The organism is Actinopolymorpha sp. B17G11 (genome assembly GCF_040196095.1).
GTDB lineage: Bacteria > Actinomycetota > Actinomycetes > Propionibacteriales > Actinopolymorphaceae > Thermasporomyces.
Genome location: NZ_JBEFTW010000020.1, coordinates 84,570 through 102,226, shown reverse-complemented (window position 1 = coordinate 102,226; position 17,657 = coordinate 84,570). Strand labels below are relative to the sequence as shown.

Sequence of the window (17,657 nt, the reverse complement as noted above, 5' to 3'; positions counted from 1 at the left end):
AGCGTGGAATCAGCGGGGTCCGAATGCGGTGAGCGGATTGCGTAAACCGCATGGAATCGCCCTTCATCGTGGATTTGTACTTGGTGAAATAGGCGCATGCCGACATTGGCAACAGATTCGGCCGACAGCCTGACTCGGGAGCTGGGTGGCCTTCCGGTCGAGGTGACGAGTTTCGTTGGCCGCCGGGAGGCCGCAGCCGGGGTGAAGCACGCACTGGCGCGGTCGCGGCTGGTGACGCTCACCGGCGTCGGCGGTGTGGGCAAGTCACGGCTGGCGTTGCGGGTGGGGCGCACCCTGCGACGTGCGTTCACCGACGGGGTGTGCTGGGTGGACCTGGCGAAGTTGCAGAACCCGGGGATGGTCGATCGTGCGGTTGCGGCCGCCCTGGGCCTGCGGGACCAGTCGGCACGTACGTACGAGACCGTGCTCGCGCACTATCTGGCCGACAAGACCATCCTTGTGATCCTGGACAACTGCGAACACGTGCTCGGCCCCTCCGCCAACCTGTGCGCCACGTTGCTTTCCACCGCGCCGGGCCTGCGGGTGTTGGCGACAAGCCGGGAGCCGCTCGGAATCGAGGGCGAGCACATCTGGCCCGTTGCACCGCTGTCCCTGTCAGAGGTGGCCGAGTCGGCTCGGGTGTTCGACAAACCGACCCGATCGGAGCACGGCTCGTCGGCGCTGAGCGGAGCGGATCGAAGTGTGGTGTCCACCTACTCGGAGGCTGTGCAACTGTTCGAGGATCGAACCAGATCCGTCTTGCCTGGCTTCGTCGTGGACCGGACCAGCGAACGTGTGGTGAGTCGCCTGTGCCAACGGTTGGACGGTGTGCCGCTCGCCATCGAACTTGCCGCTGTGCGGATGCGCGTGTTGGCGCCGGAGCAGATCCTTGCTCGGCTGGAGGACCGATTCCGACTGTTGACCGGGGGGAGTCGTGCCGCCTTGCCGCGGCATCAGACGTTGCGGGCGACGGTGGACTGGAGCTTCGACCTGTGCTCGGAGTCCGCGCGGGAGCTGTGGGCTCGATGCTCGGTGTTTGTCGGCGGTTTCGACCTGGCGGCCGCGGAAGCTGTGTGTGCCGACGATCAGCGTTCCGCCGCCGAAGTGCTGGACGGGATCGCCGGCCTGGTCGACAAGTCCATCGTCATCCGGGACCAGCGCGGCACGTTGGCGAGATACCGGATGCTGGACACGATCCGGCACTATGGCCTCGAGCGACTGGCCGAACGTGGCGAGCGAGCTGCGCTTCTGCGGCGGCACCGGGACTACTTCCTACGGCTGGCCGAGGCCTCCGACGCGGAGTCGTGCGGCTCGGGCCAGCTGGAGTGGCTACAGCGCCTGCGGTGGGAACGTGCGAACTTCTGGCAAGCCTTGGACTACTGCTGCAGCACCCAAGGTGAAGGGCGAACAGGTCTACGCATGGGTGCAGCGCTCTGGTTCTACTGGGTCGGTTGTGGGTTCGTGCGCGACGGGGGTTACTGGCTCGACCGAATCCTGGCCCTCGACGCGAGCCCGACGAAAGAGCGCGCCAGGGCACTGTGGCGGGCCGGCTGGATCGGATACCTGCAAGGCGACAACGAGGCAAGTTTGGCCCATCTCGAGGAGAGTCTTTCCCTCTCGCGCGCGTTGGGCGACGAGACCGAGACGACCTACGCCATGCAGTTCCTCGGCGAGGCGGAAACGTTCGACAACAACGTGGTCCGCGGTGAGGTGTTGCTGGACGAGGCACTGGACCGCCAGCGCAGCTCCGACCGCTGGACCGCTCCTGGTCTCCTGGTCTTCGCACAACGAGCCTGGGTTGCCGCACACGTAGACATTGAGTACGCCGTGGCGCTTCTGTCCGAGGGTCGTGCCATCTGCGCCGCGTCGGACGAGCGCTGGACACGCTCGTGGATCGACTGGCACCTCGGCGCCATCCTGTGGATAGGCGGCAGGCATCAGGAATCGGGCGTCCACCTGCGAAAATCACTCCGCACCAAGCGGGAGTTCGAGGATCCACTGGGCTTCCCCTTCGTCATCGAGCTTCTGGCCCTCGTGTCCTCATCGGAGGGAGATGCCGAACGCGCCGGTGTGCTGTTCGGGGCGGCGGAGAAGATGTGGCAACTCATCGGCAGGCCGCTGGCAGGCATCAAGGTTCTGCTCGCGGGGAGCGAGACGTGCAGGACGCGTAGCCGGAATGCCCTCGGAGACCAGGCATTCGAGGCCGCGATCCAAAAAGGGCGGTCGATGTCACAGAAGGATGCGATTGCCTACGCCCTCGGCGAGAAGGCGACACCGACCGCCACCGAGCCAACAGGTGCGCCCCCACCCCAAGCCGGACTGACCAAGCGGGAGCAAGAGGTCGCCGACCTCATCGCACGAGGCCAGTCCAACAAGGAAATCGCCAACACCCTGGTGATCTCGCAGCGTACAGCCGAGACCCATGTCGAGAACATCCTCATGAAACTGGGACTCAGATCCCGCACGCAGGTCGTGACATGGCTGACCAGACGCCACCGATGACCGCGGGGACGCGCGCACTTCGGACGGCCCGGTTCAAACTGCGCGCGAGGTTCAGCGGTACGGAGGCTTCCCCAGGGTCGGCAGGCGGCGACAGTTTCGGCAGGATGGTGCGATGGCAGACGCGGATCGGCGTGATCTCGGTCGGGTGTTCAACGAGGTGCCGGAACTCTACGACCGTGTTCGACCGAGCTATCCCGATGAACTGTTCGCGGACCTCGTCACTGTCACCGGCATGGACAAACGGTCGTCGGTGCTCGAGGTGGGCTGCGGTACCGGCCAGGCGACGCGCTCGCTGGCGGCGCTCGGGTGCTCAGTGACCGCCGTCGAGCCGGGCGCGGGAATGGCCGCACTCGCTCGCCAACGGCTCGCTACGTTCGGCAATGTCGAAGTCGAGACGTCGACGTTTGAGACGTGGGACGACGACGGTCGACGCTTCGACGTCGTGGTGGCTGCGTCGGCGTGGCATTGGGTCGACCCGTCGATTGGCTGGCGCCGAGCGCACGACGTGCTCTACCCCGGTGGTTGGATGGCGCTGCTCGGCAACGTCGTTGTCCGCCGGCCGGGAGAGCCGGAGGTGTACGCCGAGACCGCCGATCTCCACGAGCGGTTCTCCCCCGGGAACCCCGGCTGGGGTCATCCGCCACTCGAGGGCGACGTGCGCACAGCCGACGAGGGTTGGGGACTCGTCGACGATCCCGGCGGCTTGTTCGGCCCCACGATCGTGCGCTGGTACCCGACCGTTCAGTGGTTCAACGGCGACGGCTTCGCCGATCTCCTTCGCTCGACGTCGCTGTACCGCAGGCTCGACCGCGACGTCCGTGAGCCCCTGCTCGACGCCATCGCCGAACGCATCCGCACGCGGATGGGCGACCGGGTATCACGCCGTTACCTGAGCGTCCTCCGGGTTGGACAGCGCGCCGAGTGACCAAGAGGTGAAGGCTACGTCGTAGAGGTTCTCTTCCGGCATCGGCGGCTGTCCGGTACTGGAGGAACCGGTGGCGTGTTGCGTGGACAGGCCGCCCGAGACCGATGAGTTTCCGTCTCGCCATCGGTCACCACACTGACACTGCACGCCCTGCGGAAGGAACGGAAAGAACGATGTCAAGCCTCACGGTGGACTTCATCATCTCCCTCGACGGTTACGCGTCCGCGGACGGTTGGCCCGGCTACTGGGGCATGGAGGGGCCTGAGTATCTGGCGTGGATCAGCGAAAGCGCCGAAAGCGAGCACACCACCCTCATGGGTGCGACGACGTACCGGCTGATGTCCGGGTTCGCCGCCGAGATGGCCGACGATCCCGGCTTTGCCGCATTGACCGCGCTGCCCAAGGTGGTGTTCTCCTCCACCTTGAAGGCACCACTGTCGTGGGCCAACACGGAGTTGGTCGACGGGGACCCCGTCGAGGCCGTGCAGGACATGAAGCGGCGCGACTCCCGACCGCTGCGCGCCTTGGGCAGCCTCACCTTGTGCCGGTCGCTGCTCGAAGCCGGCGTGGTGGACCGCTTCCGCGTGGTCGTCTTCCCGGTCATCACGGGCGCCACCGGGAAGGAGCGCATCTTCGACGGTTACCGCGACATCGCACTCGACTTGGTGGACAGCCGCACCTTTGACGGCCGGCTCCAGTTGCTCGAGTACGTTCCCACGGTGCTCGACGGGCCGCCTGGCGTCGGCGGCTGAACTGGCCTTCCGGCGGCGGTCAGAGGACGCGGTGGGAAAGTTGTTTGTCAGGGTTCGCCGGGCGTTGCTACGGTGCTGGCGTCAGGTGTGGAAGGGGGTGACGATCATGTCCGATCCAGTGACAGCGTCGCCCGAGAGCCGCCACCAGCCCTGACAGAGAGCCTTGGGCCTCGCTGCTGAAATCACAGTGGAGGCTCCTGATGCATCTTTCCCTTCTGCTTCGCCTGCGCCGTTTCCTGGCAGGACAGCGGTTGAGGCTTGCCCTGTTCGTCGCGTTGTTGCTGGCGTCGGCGCTCCTCGCCGTCGTGGTCCCGCTGGCGTTTCAGCGGGTCGTCGACGATGGACTGGCGGTGGGCGCCACAACGGTCGCGATGACGTGGACCGGCGTAGCGCTCGCACTCGGCATGATCGCCACCGGGGCGGGTGCCGTCGCGAACGCCTGGGGCGCCGAGGTCGGTACCAGGATGTCCGAGGCGCTGCGGTTGGCGCTGTTCGACCAGATCACCGCCCAGCCGTACGCGTTCCATGCCCAGTCCAAGGCGGGCGCCGTGGTTTCCCGGCTGACGCGCAGCCCCTCAGCGGCCAACAACCTGATCCAGTCGATCTTCGGCGCGTTGGTCGGTCAGGGAGTGCTGTTGGTCCTGGCTGTGGTCACGTTGGGCAGTATCAACGTGAGCGCGGTCGTGGTCGTGCTGGCGATGGTTCCACTGTTCATGATCCCGTTCCGGGTGTTCACCCATCGCCTGTTTGCGGCCGGGCGCGACCAGACCGCCGCCACCAGTGAGGTCGAGCACTTCCTCACCGAACGACTCAACGTGGAAGGTGCCGTGTCCAGGCACCTGCTCCATTCACACCCCGCCGAATCCGCGGAATTCGCCGCCCGGGCGGCCAAGATCACGGCGGCCGTGATTCGGCGTAACAACAACTTCTACGGATCCCAGTTCTTCACCTCCGCCCTTGCCGCTCTGGGCGTGGCCGGCGCCTACGCTGCCGGCGCGCTGCAGGGTACCTCGGTGGGACAGGTCGTCGCGATGGCCGGCCTGGTGAAGTTGATCTACGACCCGCTCGTGCAGATCAGCATCCAAGGGCTCAGCCTGAGTGGCGGCATCATCGAACTGGAGAAGATCTTCGCGGTGCTGGACATGCCGGTCCACCAGCCGGCAGGTCAGCAGAAGCTCGACACGTCGGCGCGACGGCTCGCGTTCGAGCACGTGTGGTTCCGGCATCCCGCGCCCGGAACAGCGACCCTGCCTGACCTCGCAGCGGAGACTCCCGCCGTCGGCGAACACGACTGGGCGGTCGCCGACCTCACGTTCTCTCTCGTGCCTGGTGGTACGACGGCTCTGGTCGGACCCAGCGGAGCCGGCAAAACCACCACGGCACTGCTCGCCGTCGGGGTGCACCAGCCGACCCGAGGTCGCATCATGATCAACGACCTCGACCTGGCCGAGCTGTCTCCGACCTCGCGGCACCGGGCCATCGGCATGGTGACCCAGGACGTCTTCGTGCTCCACGCCAGCCTCCGGGACAACCTCACGGTCGCCCGGCCCGGGGCGACCGACCGCCACCTCAAGGAGGCCCTGCGTCGCGCCCAGCTCGCCGCCCTCATCGACACCCTCCCGCAAGGACTCGACACCACGGTCGGTGATCGCGGATTCCGGCTGTCCGGCGGAGAACGTCAACGACTCAGCCTCGCCCGGCTCTTCCTCGCCGATCCGGCCATCGTGATCCTGGACGAAGCAACCGCTCACCTGGACACGCTGACCGAAGCCGCGCTCCACGACGCGATGACCGACCACCTGGCCGGGCGCACCATGTTGATCATCGCCCACCGGCAGAGCACGATCGAGAACGCCGACCAGACCATCCATCTCGACAAGGGCCGGGTCGTCACCCCATTCACCGTCTGACGGCTGGCGATCCTGGTCGACGGGGCGCGCGGGTGGCGAAGGCTGCCCTTGGTGCACAGGGAAAGCTAAGGGGTGTCGAGACAGACGAGAACGTCCACGGCGACCGGATCGGGGCCGTCGTTCTTCACCGTCAGACCACGCGGTCCGTCGGTGACGAGCGCCGCGAGCACATGGGGGTTGGCCACGAGGAGCGTTCCGTCGACGACGATCGGGTCGCCGCTCGTCGTCCCGTGGCTCGGAGTCACGGTGACGGTCGCGGCGGAGCCCTGCCCCGAACCACCGGTGGTTGTCGCCCTCAGCGCCAGCAACGCGACCGTGCCACCGTCGGGCAACAGCGGGACCTCCACCTCGTCGGCTCCCCCGGCAGCCTCGAGCGAGCTCGACGCGAAGGTGTACGAGTCCGGAGCCAGGCTCGCTCCGAGCGGCATCGTGGGCCCGCCCTGCACCTTGACCGACGCGGTCACGGAGACGTCGACCATGGGGACCTCCTCGGGACTGTCCTGCTTTCGTACGTCCACAATGCGCCGGCGCCGTCAAAGCGGTGTCACCGCCGCGTCACCGAGCCCGTGACGCGGGTGTGACGAGCAGGTGACGGCGCTCGGGCACCGTGAGGAGCCGAGGCGATCATCGTCGAAGGAGCCTGCGATGCCTGCAGCACTCACCTACCCGGGCGTGTACGTCCAGGAGATCCCCAGTGGTAGCCGCGCCATCACCGGCGTCGCGACGTCGATCGTCGCATTCGTCGGGCGGGCCGCGCGAGGGCCGGTGGACGAACCGGTGTCGATCGCTTCCTTCGCCGAGTTCGAGCGCGTCTTCGGAGGCCTCTGGCGCGAGAGTGGACTCGGCTACGCGGTCCGCGACTACTACCTGAACGGTGGTAGCAGTGCACTCGTGGTCCGGCTCGCCGGTGGCGCCACCAGCGCCGAGCTCGACGTCGACGGCCTGGCGCTCACGGCGTCCGGGCCGGGCTCCTGGGGCAACGTTCTCGAGGTGGACGTGACCCATCCGTCCGCCGGTGACGCGGCCGAGGTCGCGGCCGCACAGGGCGTGGACGCCAACGACCTGTTCCACCTGACCCTCCGTGAAGGGCCGGCAGAGTCCCCACGGCTGCGCGAGGACTTCCTCAACCTCACCGTGGTCGAAGGCCCGCGCCGGGTGGACCTGGTGCTGCGGGCCTCGCAGCTGGTCTCGACCGCGGGAGCGCTGCCCGCCGACCGGCCGGCCGCGGGCAGCTACGTGGTGGCGTCCACCGCTCAGGGCGACGACGGTGCCGCTCTCCAGGCCGACGACTACGACGACGGTACGACGTTCGCGAGCGGGAAGAAGGGCCTCTTCGCGTTGGCGAAGGCCGACCTGTTCACCCTGCTGTGCCTGCCCCCGTCGAGTCCGGCGGGAGACCTGCCGGACGCCCTGTGGGCCACGGCCCTGTCGTTCTGCCGGGACCGTCGCGCGTTCCTCCTTGTGGACCCACCCGGTACGGCGACACACACAACGGTGGAGGCCTGGCTCGCCGCCCGAGGCCTCTCGGGGGAGATGGCCCGCAACGGTGCTCTGTACTTCCCGCGCATCCGCCGCCCCGATCCCCTACGCGACGGCGCGGTCGGCGAGTTCGTGCCCTGTGGCGCGGTCGCCGGTGTGATGGCGCGGACGGATGCGTCCCGGGGCGTCTGGAAGGCGCCGGCGGGCATCGACGCCGGCCTCGCGGGGGCCAGTGGGCTGACGGTGAACCTGGCCGACTCCGAGAACGGCGCACTGAACCCGAAGGGCATCAACTGCCTGCGGACGTTCCGTGGCGTCGGCTCCGTGGTGTGGGGAGCGCGGACCCTACGCGGCGCGGACATCCTGTCCGACGAGTACAAGTACGTGCCCGTGCGACGGCTGGCGCTGTTCCTGGAGGAGAGTCTCTACCGCGGCTCGCAGTGGGTGGTGTTCGAACCGAACGACGAACCCCTGTGGTCGCAGGTCCGCACCACGCTCGGCGCGTTCATGCAGGACCTGTTCCGGCAGGGCGCGTTCCAGGGTCGCACGCCGCGCGAGGCGTACTTCGTCAGGTGCGACGGGGAAACCACCACGCAGTACGACATCGACCGCGGGATCGTCAACATCCTCGTCGGCTTCGCACCGCTCAAGCCGGCCGAGTTCGTGGTCATCGGCATCCAGCAGAAGACCACCAGCGCGTCGGCCTGAGCGGCACGCGGAAAGGAGGGGCGGCATGGCCGAGTTCACGGTGAACGCGACCCGCTTCGACCCGTACAAGAACTTCAAGTTCCGGGTGAAGTGGGACGGCCGGTACGTCGCCGGCATCAGCAAGGTGGGTGCCCTCAAGCGGACGACCGAGGTGGTGGCCCACCGGCACGGCGGCGACCCCAGCAGCAGTCGCAAGTCACCCGGTCGTTCGGAGTTCGAGGCGATCATGCTCGAACGCGGTGTGACCCACGACCAGGACTTCGAGCAGTGGTCGAACAAGGTGTGGAACTTCGGCTCCGGGCTCGGAGCCGAGACCTCGCTGAAGGACTTCCGCAAGGACATCATCATCGAGGTCTACAACGAGGCGGGCCAGCTGGCCCTTGCGTACAAGGTGTTCCGCTGCTGGGTCTCGGAGTTCCAGTCACTGCCGGAGCTGGACGCCAACGCCAACGCCGTCGCGATCCAGAGCCTCAAGCTGGAGAACGAGGGATGGGAACGCGACTACGCGGTCACCGAGCCGACGGAACCGTCGTTCGTCGAGCCCTGACCTCTCGGCACCTTGACCGGAAGGACGGCCAATGGGCGCTCTCCGCGATCCCGGGCGGTTGCTCGTCGCGTGGGAGGACGCTGCCGGTGTGCCGCCGGCTGCCCGCGGCACGGTCCTCCTCCACCGGGCAGGGCTGGTCGACGACCTCGACACCGCCCTCGACCTCCCGATCGGGGCGGTCGCGTCGCTGGCCGCCCGGCTCTACGCCGAGGAGTTCGGTGCTGTGGTTCCGGGGATCCTGACGTGTCACAGCTGTGGGCAGCTGCTCGACGTGGAGCTACCGATGGCCTCCGTCGTCGCCGCGTCCCAGGACGAGTCCGTGGGCGCGGAGTCCGCGGTCGCACTCGCCGGCGGCCGCAGGCTGCTGGTCCGCGCACCGACGACGAGGGACCTGGTCGCCGCCGGCGGTTCACACGACCCCGCGCGGGAGCTCCTGAACCGCTGTGTCCGCGCCGAGGACAACGCCCCGGTCGATGCCGACGGCCTCGACGAGGCCGCGCTGACGCTGGTGGACGCCGCGGCCGAGGAACTCGCCGGGTCCGCGGCGGTCGTCGTGCGTACGGCCTGCCCGTCCTGCGGCACCGAGGTGGTCGCGCCGTTGGACGTTGCCGCTCTCCTCTGGGACCGGGTGGCGTACGCCGCACCCGCCATCCTCGCCGAGGTCGCCGAGCTCGCCGCCGCGTTCGGATGGGCGGAGGCCGAGGTGCTCGCGCTCACACCGGTCCGACGTCGCACCTACCTCGAACTTGCCCGAGGAGGTGCCCGGTGAGCGGGTTCTTCGCGCGGATGGCAGCGCGAGCGTCCGGCCAGGAAGTGCCCGTCGCGGTGCGCCAGCCTCAGCCGTACGAGACAGCGACGGACCCAGGTACCGGCGGGCCGGCGCGAGGATGGCTCCCGAACGGCACCCAGCACGCAGACGTGACTGAGCTACCCGCTTTCGTGCTGCCCGAGGTGTCGAGTGAGACCCGTGACCGTGCCATCGACCCGCGGTTCCCGGACCGGCTGAGGTCTAGTCAGCCCGCGAACGGCGTACCTTCGCACCCGTCCGCCCCGATCGACGGTGGGCGGGCACGCCCCGGACCAGCCCACCCTCCGGCCGTCCTGCCCCTCCGGCGCACCACCCCACCCGACGTCGCACCGCGTCCCGGGCCAGATTCGCCGGGCGGCCCGCACCCGTCCACGCCACTGATCGCCGCGACCCGCCCGGACCGGGACCGACCCGGTGTCGATCCCTCCGGAGCGGCACCGGCCGGATCAGAACTGGACGGCCCACGGCAGCCGCTGGCTCAGGAGCGTTCGACACCCACCACGCCCCCTCCGCGTCCCGCCGGATCAACGCCCGCCGTCCAGCAGCAGCCCGGTTCGCGGCGTCGGCAGCAGCCTCGCGGAGCACCCGAGCCGTCCAGTCAGGCAGCTTCGGCGGCCACGACGGGCGAGCCACTGTCGCCCGCGCGACGCGCCACGGGAAACTCGCGTCCACCGGTACCCGATCTGGCGACCCTGCTGCGAACCCACGTCCTCCCGCACCTGGCTGACCGGGGTGCGGTGTCCCGCGACGAGATCGTGGTCGTCGACGACACCCCGAACGGCTCGCCGGCGAGACACCGCGACCCACCGGCGCCCGGGACCGTGAGCGTACGCACCGGACAGGTCCGCAGCCACGGCTCCGAGGCGTCCGGACCGCGAATCGATCGTGGCGCTCCGGCAGGAAGTGCAGCACCAGAGGTGAACGTCCACATCGACCGCGTCGTCGTGACCAGGGCACCGGCGCCCCCACCCACCCCCGCTCCGGTGCCGGCGCCCGCCCCACGGTCCGGCCGCACCCGTGTCGACCACGCCGGCTACCTCACCCGCCGCCGGGAGCGCGGATGAGCAACTCATTGGCGATCGCTGCGGTCACCTCGGCCATCAGGTACGTCCTCGACCGGGCCCTCGAACGTACGCACCCCGGGCAGGTCGGAGACGCGGCCGTGACGACGCTGCACCCATCCAAGCTGGTGACCACCGATCTCGCCGGCAGTGCGGGCATCAACGTGTACTGCTACCAGGGAACCCCCAACCACGCGTGGAACCTCACCGACCTGCCGACGCGACGCGGCGACGGCTCCACCGTCAAGCGCCCGATCGCCGCCCTCGACCTGCACTACCTCCTCACCTGCTACGGCGAGGAGACGCGGCTCGAACCGCAGCGGCTGCTCGGCCGGGTCGTCGGCGCCCTGGCCGCCACCTCCATGCTCACCCGGGGCGTCGTGACCGCCGCCCTGGATCTCTACAGCGGCGACGACACGGAGACGCCGTTCCTCGCAGCGTCCGACCTCGCCGACGAGGTGGAGCTGGTCAAGCTCTCCTCGGCGACGCTGTCGCTGGAGGAGATGTCCAACCTGTGGGGAATGCTGGACACGCCGTACCAGCTGTCGTTGACCTACCTCGCCACCGTGGTGCTGATCGCCGCGGACGTGACACCGAAGGTGGCGTTGCCGGTTCGTCGGCGGGCTCTGACGGTGAGCCCTTCGGGGCCACCCCGGCTTGCGAGCGTCACGACCGACCCCGCGGACCAGGCGGTGGGGACCGGATCGACGGTCGTCGTCCGCGGCAGCCGCCTCCTCGGGCCTGGCGCGGGGGTCAGGATCGGCTCGGTGGCCCTCGCGCCACAGCCCGGAGCCACCGCGGACGAGGTGCGGGTTGTGGTCGCCGACACGGTGCCTGCGGGCGTACACGCGGTACAGGTGACCCACCGGTCCCCGGCCGGCCCGGCCGGAGCACCGTCCCGAGTCGTCGCAACCTCCAACGCCGTCCCTCTCGTCGTCCGCCCCTCCGTGAACGTGACGGGCATCGACGCCGACGCCGTAACCCTCGCGGTCAGCCCGCCACTGCAGGCCGGACAGCGTGTCACCGTGGTCCTCGGCCGGCTGTCAGGCGGTTCTCCGGAGGATCCCACCGACGTGACCCTCGTCCTGCCGCCGCTACCCGACGATGAGGCACCGCAGCCGTCGCTCCTCGTCCCCTCCGACGACATCCCGGAGGGTCGGTGGCTCGTGCGTCTCCAGGTGGACGGTGTCGACAGCCTGCCCGGCCTCGTGGGTGAGACCTACGCCGCACCGTCCGTCACGCTTCCGGCGCCATGACCGAGACCACCAGCGCCACGTGGGAGCAGGCCAACCGGGATGCTCTCGTCGCCGAGCTCGGCGTCCTACGTGCGCTGCTCCGGCACCGCGCCGGGGAGGTCAACGGACCCGGACCTGACGAAGCGCGGGCGGCCGCAGCGTGCGCGCAGGAGCGGCTGCCGGGTCCGAGCGCCCTGGACCAGGTGGTGCAGGGTTTCGGCCTGACGACGTTCGAGCGGTCGGCTCTGCTGCTCGCGGCCGGGCCCGAACTCGTCGCGGCGGCCGCTGACGAGATCGCGGCTGTCGGTGGTGACCCGCGGCCCACGTTCGCACTCGCTCTGTCGACTCTTCCCGAGGCCTCCTGGGGCGCAATGACGCCGACCGCCCCGTTGCGGCGGTGGCAGTTGTTGCGGCTGCTCGACCCGACCTCGCTGACTCGTACGCCGCTGCTGGTGGCCGAACGGGTGCTCCACCACCTGGTCGGCGCGGGCTACCTCGATCCCGAGCTCGCCGCGGTCGCCCGGCCGGCAAGCACCGCGGTCGAGCTCGCCGACTCTCTACGTGAGGCGGCCGACGCCGTCGCGGCAGCCTGGGCCGACGGCCGGCTGGTCGTGCTGAGCGGACCACAGCGGGAGAACCTCACCACCGTCGCGGCAGCGGCGGGTCAGGCGGCCGGTGGCCAACGGCTCTTCGTCGTGTCCGCCACGGACCTCCCGCGTGCACCAGCCGACCGGGACCACCTCCTGCGCCTGATGGAACGCGAGTCCGTACTGGCCGGGTGCGCGTGGGCAATCGATCTCGACGGTGCCCGAGCGGACGAGGTCGGCGGGCTCCTGCGTGCGCTTCCCGGCCTCGGCGTCCCCGCCGTGCTGCTGGCGACGGACGACACGACCGCCCCCGCTGGGGCCGTCCGGGTCAGTGTTCCCCGCCTCGGAGTCCAGGAGCGACACGCGATGCTGTCGGCCGCGTTGCGTCGGCACCGCGGCACGCGGCCCGGCCCGGACGACGCCGCGACGCTCGCCACCGCGGGCGTGTTCGACCTGGCCGTCGCCGACATCGAGGCGGCCGCTGAGGACGTCGGGCGCGGGCGGCCACTCTGGGAGGCCTGCCGGACGCGGGCACGGAGCAGGTTCGCGGGGATGGCGCAGGTCGTCGAACCCCGGGCCGGCTGGGACGACCTCGTGCTCCCGGCGGGTCGCCTCGACCAGTTGCGCGCGCTCGTCGCGGGCGTACGACACCGGGCTACGGTGCTCGATGACTGGGGCTTCGCCGACCGCTCGGCGCGCGGACTGGGGACCGCTGCGCTCTTCGCCGGGCCAAGTGGCACCGGCAAGACGCTCGCGGCCGAGGTCGTCGCCGGTGCCCTCGCGCTGGACCTCGTGGTCGTCGACCTCAGCCAGGTAGTGAGCAAGTACATCGGCGAGACCGAGAAGAACCTGCGCAGGGTCTTCGACGCCGCCGAGGACAGCGCCGCGGTGCTCCTCTTCGACGAGGCGGACACACTGTTCGGCAAGCGGACGGAGGTGCGGGACAGCCACGACCGCTACGCCAACCTCGAGGTCGGCTACCTGTTGCAACGGATCGAGTCGTTCCGCGGCCTGGCGGTGCTCACGACCAACGCGAGATCCGTTCTGGACCAGGCGTTCCTGCGGCGGCTCCGGGTCGTGGTGACATTCCCGTACCCCGACCTCGCCGCCCGCGAGGCGATGTGGCGGCGGGCGTTCCCACCCCAGACGCCGACGTCCGGACTCGACCCGCGCAAGCTCGCGGGCGTCGACCTGCCGGGTGGCGGGATCGCGGCCGCCGCACTGACAGCGGCGTACCTGGGGGCTGACCGCGGCGAGGTCAACGCGGCCGACGTCGCCGCGGCGACCCGCTGGGAACTCGCGAAGACCGGCCGCACCGTCCCCGGCCGGAAGTAACCGGTACGCCGGCAATCATCGCACCGGTACGGCACGCGCGTTGGCGGCTCGGCTGGCCTCCTCCGCAGTGGCGAAGAGGGCATCGGGTCCCGTCCGGATGACGTTCGGGCGCTCCAGCAGTTGGAGGTCCGAGGTGGACGTGGGAAAGTCGACGAAATCCCCCAACTGCTCTGGGTGCGTGTGGGTCCAGGTCAGCGCGACAGTCGCACCGGTGAACCGGTCGAACCACCCGGCCAGTGTCTGACAGCACATCGCGCACGGCATCCGGCTGATCTCCAACTCCACCGAGTGCAGCGCGGACCAGTCGTCACGAGGAACGTCCCTCAGTACCTGGTGAACGAGCTTGTACTCGGCGTGGGAGTGGTTGTTGTGCTCGCGGGCGTTCGGTGGCAGCCGGAAGTTCTGGCTCACCACCTGGAGGACGTCGGTGGTGAGACGCTCTCCAGCCGGGACCGTTGTCCGGCGCTCCGGCCCCGCCTCGGGATGCACGAGCTGAGCGCCGGGTAGGTCGAAGTCCCCTTGTGCCACCTGGACCGCACCGCCACCGTCAGGGTGTGCGATCGCGCCACGTCTGTTTGTCGCCGCGTAGAACTGCCGGGGTGATTCCAGCGTGACGGCCCGGCTGAACCGCAGCGTGGCGGCCGCGCGAACGGTCCAACCTGGTCGGGCGAGCCGCATGAGCACCGCCGGTTCAAGTGGACTTGCCTCGACGAGGATCGGATAGCCGCCCGTCTCGTCGGTTTCCCCGACGACGATCCGGTGCACGCCCAGTGACTGGAACCGCTGCTCGATCCCCGCGACGATCGGTGTGACCTGCTCCCTCGTGTGCGCGGCAGAGAGTTCGGTCAGCAGGGCGGCCGCCACTTGGGAGCGCACGTCTCCGGCCGCGCCGGACGCTGGCTGTGTTCCGGCCGGTTCGGCAGCACCACCGCCTGCGCCGGTCAACGCCGCGAGGGCGGCGGAGCCGAGGCGGACGGCCTGCTCGAACAGCCAGTCCAGCGCCTGGTCGATGAGTTGGCGCAGACTCTGGATGATCTCGACGATCTTGTCGGGGACGTTGCCGATGCCGACCTGGTTGGCGAGGAAGCCGATGGCGATCGGGACGGCGTTGGCCAGGCCCTGTTCGATCATCTCCGCGCCAGGGACGATGTTGCCGGCGGCCACCTCGGCGAATGTCGTGACGTACTGGTTGACGATCTCGAGGATGTCCCGCAGGTACTCGATCGCGGACTGCACGGCATTGAAGAACGCGACGAAACTGTTGACGATCGCCATGACGCCGGTCGGGTCGAGCATCGAGATCAGGCGGGCGGTGACGTTCTGGACGATCTCGGTGAGGATCCAGTCCCGCGCCATCCCGAGCAGGGTGTCCCAGAGGCCGCTCAACTGGTCGACGACGTACTCCCAGATCGCCGTCAGCCCGCGTTCCTGCACGTCCCGGATGAACGACCAAGCCCCGGTGAGCGTGTCGATCGCGCCGCGGATCATCGCGACGCGTTCCTCGCCGATGTGCTCGCCGAGCTTCTGCCAGAGCATCTCGACGCTGACGCCGAGTACGTCGAGGACGAGACCGAGGATGGACTGCAGCGACAGGTCGGTGGGCAGCGTGATGCCGAGCTGTCCGAGGCCGCGGAACAGCCAGTCGACCAGGCCCTGCAGCAGGTACGACCCGATGTTGTCGAAGAAGCCGGTGAACCCCGCCTTGAGGGCGTCGAGCATGTTGACGAGGAATCCAACGGGGTCACGTTGGATGTCCTCGATGGCTCGCATCGCGTTGGCGATGATGCTGGCGAGCAGGTCGGACGGGAAGTTCATCAGCTGCAGGACGAGGGTGAGGACCACTTCGACCACGACGGTGACGAACTCCACGATCCTGGCGAGAGGGTCGCCGAACCGCTCGACCACGCGGACGAACGCTCCGATCGGGTCGAGCAGGTCGTCCAGTGAGAGCGTGTCCCAGATTCCGAGGAACGTGCTCGTGATGAGTTCGACGGAGATGCCGAGCCTGGTCATCTCGGTCTCGATGCGTTCGGCCGCCGACCCGATGACGCCGGACTCCGCGAGTTGGTCGTACGTCGCCTCGCCGCCCGGCAGGAGGGTGATGAATCCCTTGATGAGGTTCTCCGCCGTTCGCTCGACGACGTCGCCGGTGAAGGGGTTCTGCTCCAGGATCACGGTGAGCAGGTGGAAGCCAGGGATCTGGTGTGCGTACGTGCAGAGCCAGCCGAGCAAGGAGTGCTTGACAAGTTCGAGCACCTTGGCGATGACGGTGGTCGCGAAGTCGGCGATGCCACGGACGAGGTCGAACGCACGCGTGGCAAGGGATCCGAGGTTCGTCAGGAGGTCGGGGAGGTTCTCCGGCTGGATCGCCTCCCACGCATCGCTGAACAGTGCGCGCAGTGCGCCCAGCAAGGTGGCGAAGGTGGCGAACTGGGTATCGAGCCAGTCGGCGGTCTCCTGGAGCGTGCCGCGTTCCTGCATCTGCGCGAGCACGTCCTCCTGCCCGATCAGCCGCAGGAAGTCGCCCAGGATGTCGACCGTGACCGCCTCGACCGGCTGGTCCCGCAGCGGGTCGTGGTGCAACACCTTCCGGACGAGGTCCCAGATCGGAGCGATCTCCGGTGTCTGCAGGAGCGGTTCGACAACTCCGACCGCCGCGGTTCGGACGATCTCGATCACCCGTCCGACGATGGCCGCGACGAAGTTGCGGACGTCTGTCAAGATCGCGTTGACATAGCGGCGAACGATCGCCACGTTGCCGTCGATGCCCTCGGTGACGGACAGCTCGGCCCAGGCCGCGTCGATGTCCCTCCCGATGCGGGCGGTCGTGAGGTTGTGCTGGGCAAGGGATTCCGTCACGAGGTCGAACACGTCGCCGAGCACGTCGACGGCCGAGAGCACCTGACCGACGGCCGCGCCGAACGGGCCGTACGCCAACAGCTCCTCGACCAGTTGCTCGCGGCTGACCTGGACGGGTTCGTCGGTGAGGGGATCGCTGCCGGTGATCTGGGTGAGGAGGGTGTAGCCAGGAATCGACCGGGCCGCGGAGGTGACCCCGCGCAGGACGAAGTCCGGGATCCCGACCTCGGGGAGGGAGACGTCGGGCAGCGAGAAGTCGAAGTCCCGCATGAGGGTCGAGCGGTGGACGGTGAAGGCGTTCTGCTGGGCGACGTGGGTCGCCTCGTGCGCCATCAGCGACGCGTCCGACGCGGACTCGCCGGCGCGGAGGTAGATGGTCCCACCGGACGTGAATGCCCGGGCCTGCAGAGCGGCGGCCGCCGCGTCGACCTCCGGACCCCGGCGGACGCGGACGCTACTCAGATCAGTGCCCAGGTGCGGCTCGATCCGCGCTCGTACGCCCGGGTCCAGCGGCTGACCACCACCCGGCCGGGCGACGAGCGCCTCGACCGACCGCGGAACACCGGGTCCGCGGGCGGGCACCGGGCCACCCGTCGATGCCGGTACGTCCGCGGGGCCGACCTGCCGCAGGACCTGCCCGGGCGTGGAGGGCGCGTCGCCCGGTGGCGCCGACGGGACGGCAGCGCCACGGCTCACCCGCGCCGCCACGGCGTCCGCCTGCCGTTCGAGCGGATCGCCGGGGCTGCTCACCGACAGCTTCGCCTGCACCGGCCAGGCAAGGGCGACTTCGCGGGGCGACGGGGCAGGTAGCGCTGCGACATCGTGCCCGCCGTGTGCGCCGTTCGCGGGTTCGGGCTCGGATGCCGGTGCACGCGCCCGGTCGGCCGGCCGGTCGTGGGACCGGTCGGCCCGGCGGGTGCGGGTCGGCGTCAGCGCGGCCATCGGATGG

12 protein-coding genes are annotated in these 17,657 nt (G+C 69.4%); 10 read left to right on the top strand and 2 right to left on the bottom strand.

The features are described from left to right. The first annotated feature begins 96 nt into the window (after window positions 1-96). The 4 genes from ABN028_RS20590 to ABN028_RS20575 all read left to right on the top strand — a co-directional run bounded on the left by ABN028_RS20590 (window position 97) and on the right by ABN028_RS20575 (window position 6,089). A complete protein-coding gene (locus ABN028_RS20590) occupies window positions 97-2,502 on the top strand; it encodes a LuxR C-terminal-related transcriptional regulator (protein ID WP_349697772.1) in 2,406 nt (801 codons plus the stop codon). Window positions 2,503-2,614: 112 nt separating this feature from the next. Beyond that, window positions 2,615-3,427: a class I SAM-dependent methyltransferase gene (locus ABN028_RS20585; protein ID WP_349697771.1), complete on the top strand. Its 813-nt coding sequence runs from the start codon at window positions 2,615-2,617 to the stop codon at window positions 3,425-3,427. A gap of 173 nt (window positions 3,428-3,600) precedes the next feature. After that, the gene (locus ABN028_RS20580; protein ID WP_349697770.1) at window positions 3,601-4,179 is read left to right on the top strand and encodes a dihydrofolate reductase family protein; all 579 of its coding nucleotides are present in this window, start codon (window positions 3,601-3,603) and stop codon (window positions 4,177-4,179) included. A gap of 200 nt (window positions 4,180-4,379) precedes the next feature. After that, window positions 4,380-6,089 (top strand): ABC transporter ATP-binding protein, encoded by a 1,710-nt coding sequence (locus ABN028_RS20575; protein WP_349697769.1) that lies wholly within the window; start codon window positions 4,380-4,382, stop codon window positions 6,087-6,089. Window positions 6,090-6,154: 65 nt separating this feature from the next. On the opposite strand, the gene ABN028_RS20570 is transcribed toward ABN028_RS20575, so the two are convergent. After that, a complete protein-coding gene (locus tag ABN028_RS20570) occupies window positions 6,155-6,568 on the bottom strand; it encodes a hypothetical protein (protein WP_349697768.1) in 414 nt (137 codons plus the stop codon). A 166-nt stretch (window positions 6,569-6,734) separates the two neighbouring features. On the opposite strand from ABN028_RS20570, the gene ABN028_RS20565 reads away from it, so the two are divergent. From ABN028_RS20565 to ABN028_RS20540, 6 genes are read left to right on the top strand one after another with little or no spacing between them, the layout of a single operon-like run. Continuing rightward, a complete protein-coding gene (locus ABN028_RS20565) occupies window positions 6,735-8,276 on the top strand; it encodes a phage tail sheath family protein (RefSeq protein ID WP_349697767.1) in 1,542 nt (513 codons plus the stop codon). A gap of 25 nt (window positions 8,277-8,301) precedes the next feature. Next, window positions 8,302-8,823 carry a phage tail protein gene (locus ABN028_RS20560; RefSeq protein WP_349330802.1) on the top strand — a complete coding sequence of 174 codons (522 nt, stop codon included), beginning with the start codon at window positions 8,302-8,304 and terminating at the stop codon, window positions 8,821-8,823. Window positions 8,824-8,854: 31 nt separating this feature from the next. After that, entirely contained in the window at window positions 8,855-9,592 is a 738-nt protein-coding gene (locus ABN028_RS20555; RefSeq protein ID WP_349697765.1) for a hypothetical protein, read from the top strand. Then, a complete protein-coding gene (locus ABN028_RS20550) occupies window positions 9,589-10,695 on the top strand; it encodes a hypothetical protein (protein WP_349697764.1) in 1,107 nt (368 codons plus the stop codon). Before ABN028_RS20555 ends, ABN028_RS20550 begins: the two co-directional genes overlap by 4 nt. Beyond that, entirely contained in the window at window positions 10,692-11,948 is a 1,257-nt protein-coding gene (locus ABN028_RS20545) for a Pvc16 family protein (RefSeq protein WP_349697763.1), read from the top strand. The genes ABN028_RS20550 and ABN028_RS20545 overlap by 4 nt, the downstream gene beginning before the upstream one ends. Further along, a complete protein-coding gene (locus ABN028_RS20540) occupies window positions 11,945-13,849 on the top strand; it encodes an ATP-binding protein (protein WP_349697762.1) in 1,905 nt (634 codons plus the stop codon). The genes ABN028_RS20545 and ABN028_RS20540 overlap by 4 nt, the downstream gene beginning before the upstream one ends. A 15-nt stretch (window positions 13,850-13,864) precedes the next feature. Here ABN028_RS20540 and ABN028_RS20535 read toward each other — a convergent pair whose 3' ends face one another. Beyond that, entirely contained in the window at window positions 13,865-17,650 is a 3,786-nt protein-coding gene (locus tag ABN028_RS20535; protein ID WP_349697761.1) for an eCIS core domain-containing protein, read from the bottom strand. Window positions 17,651-17,657: the final 7 nt, after the last annotated feature.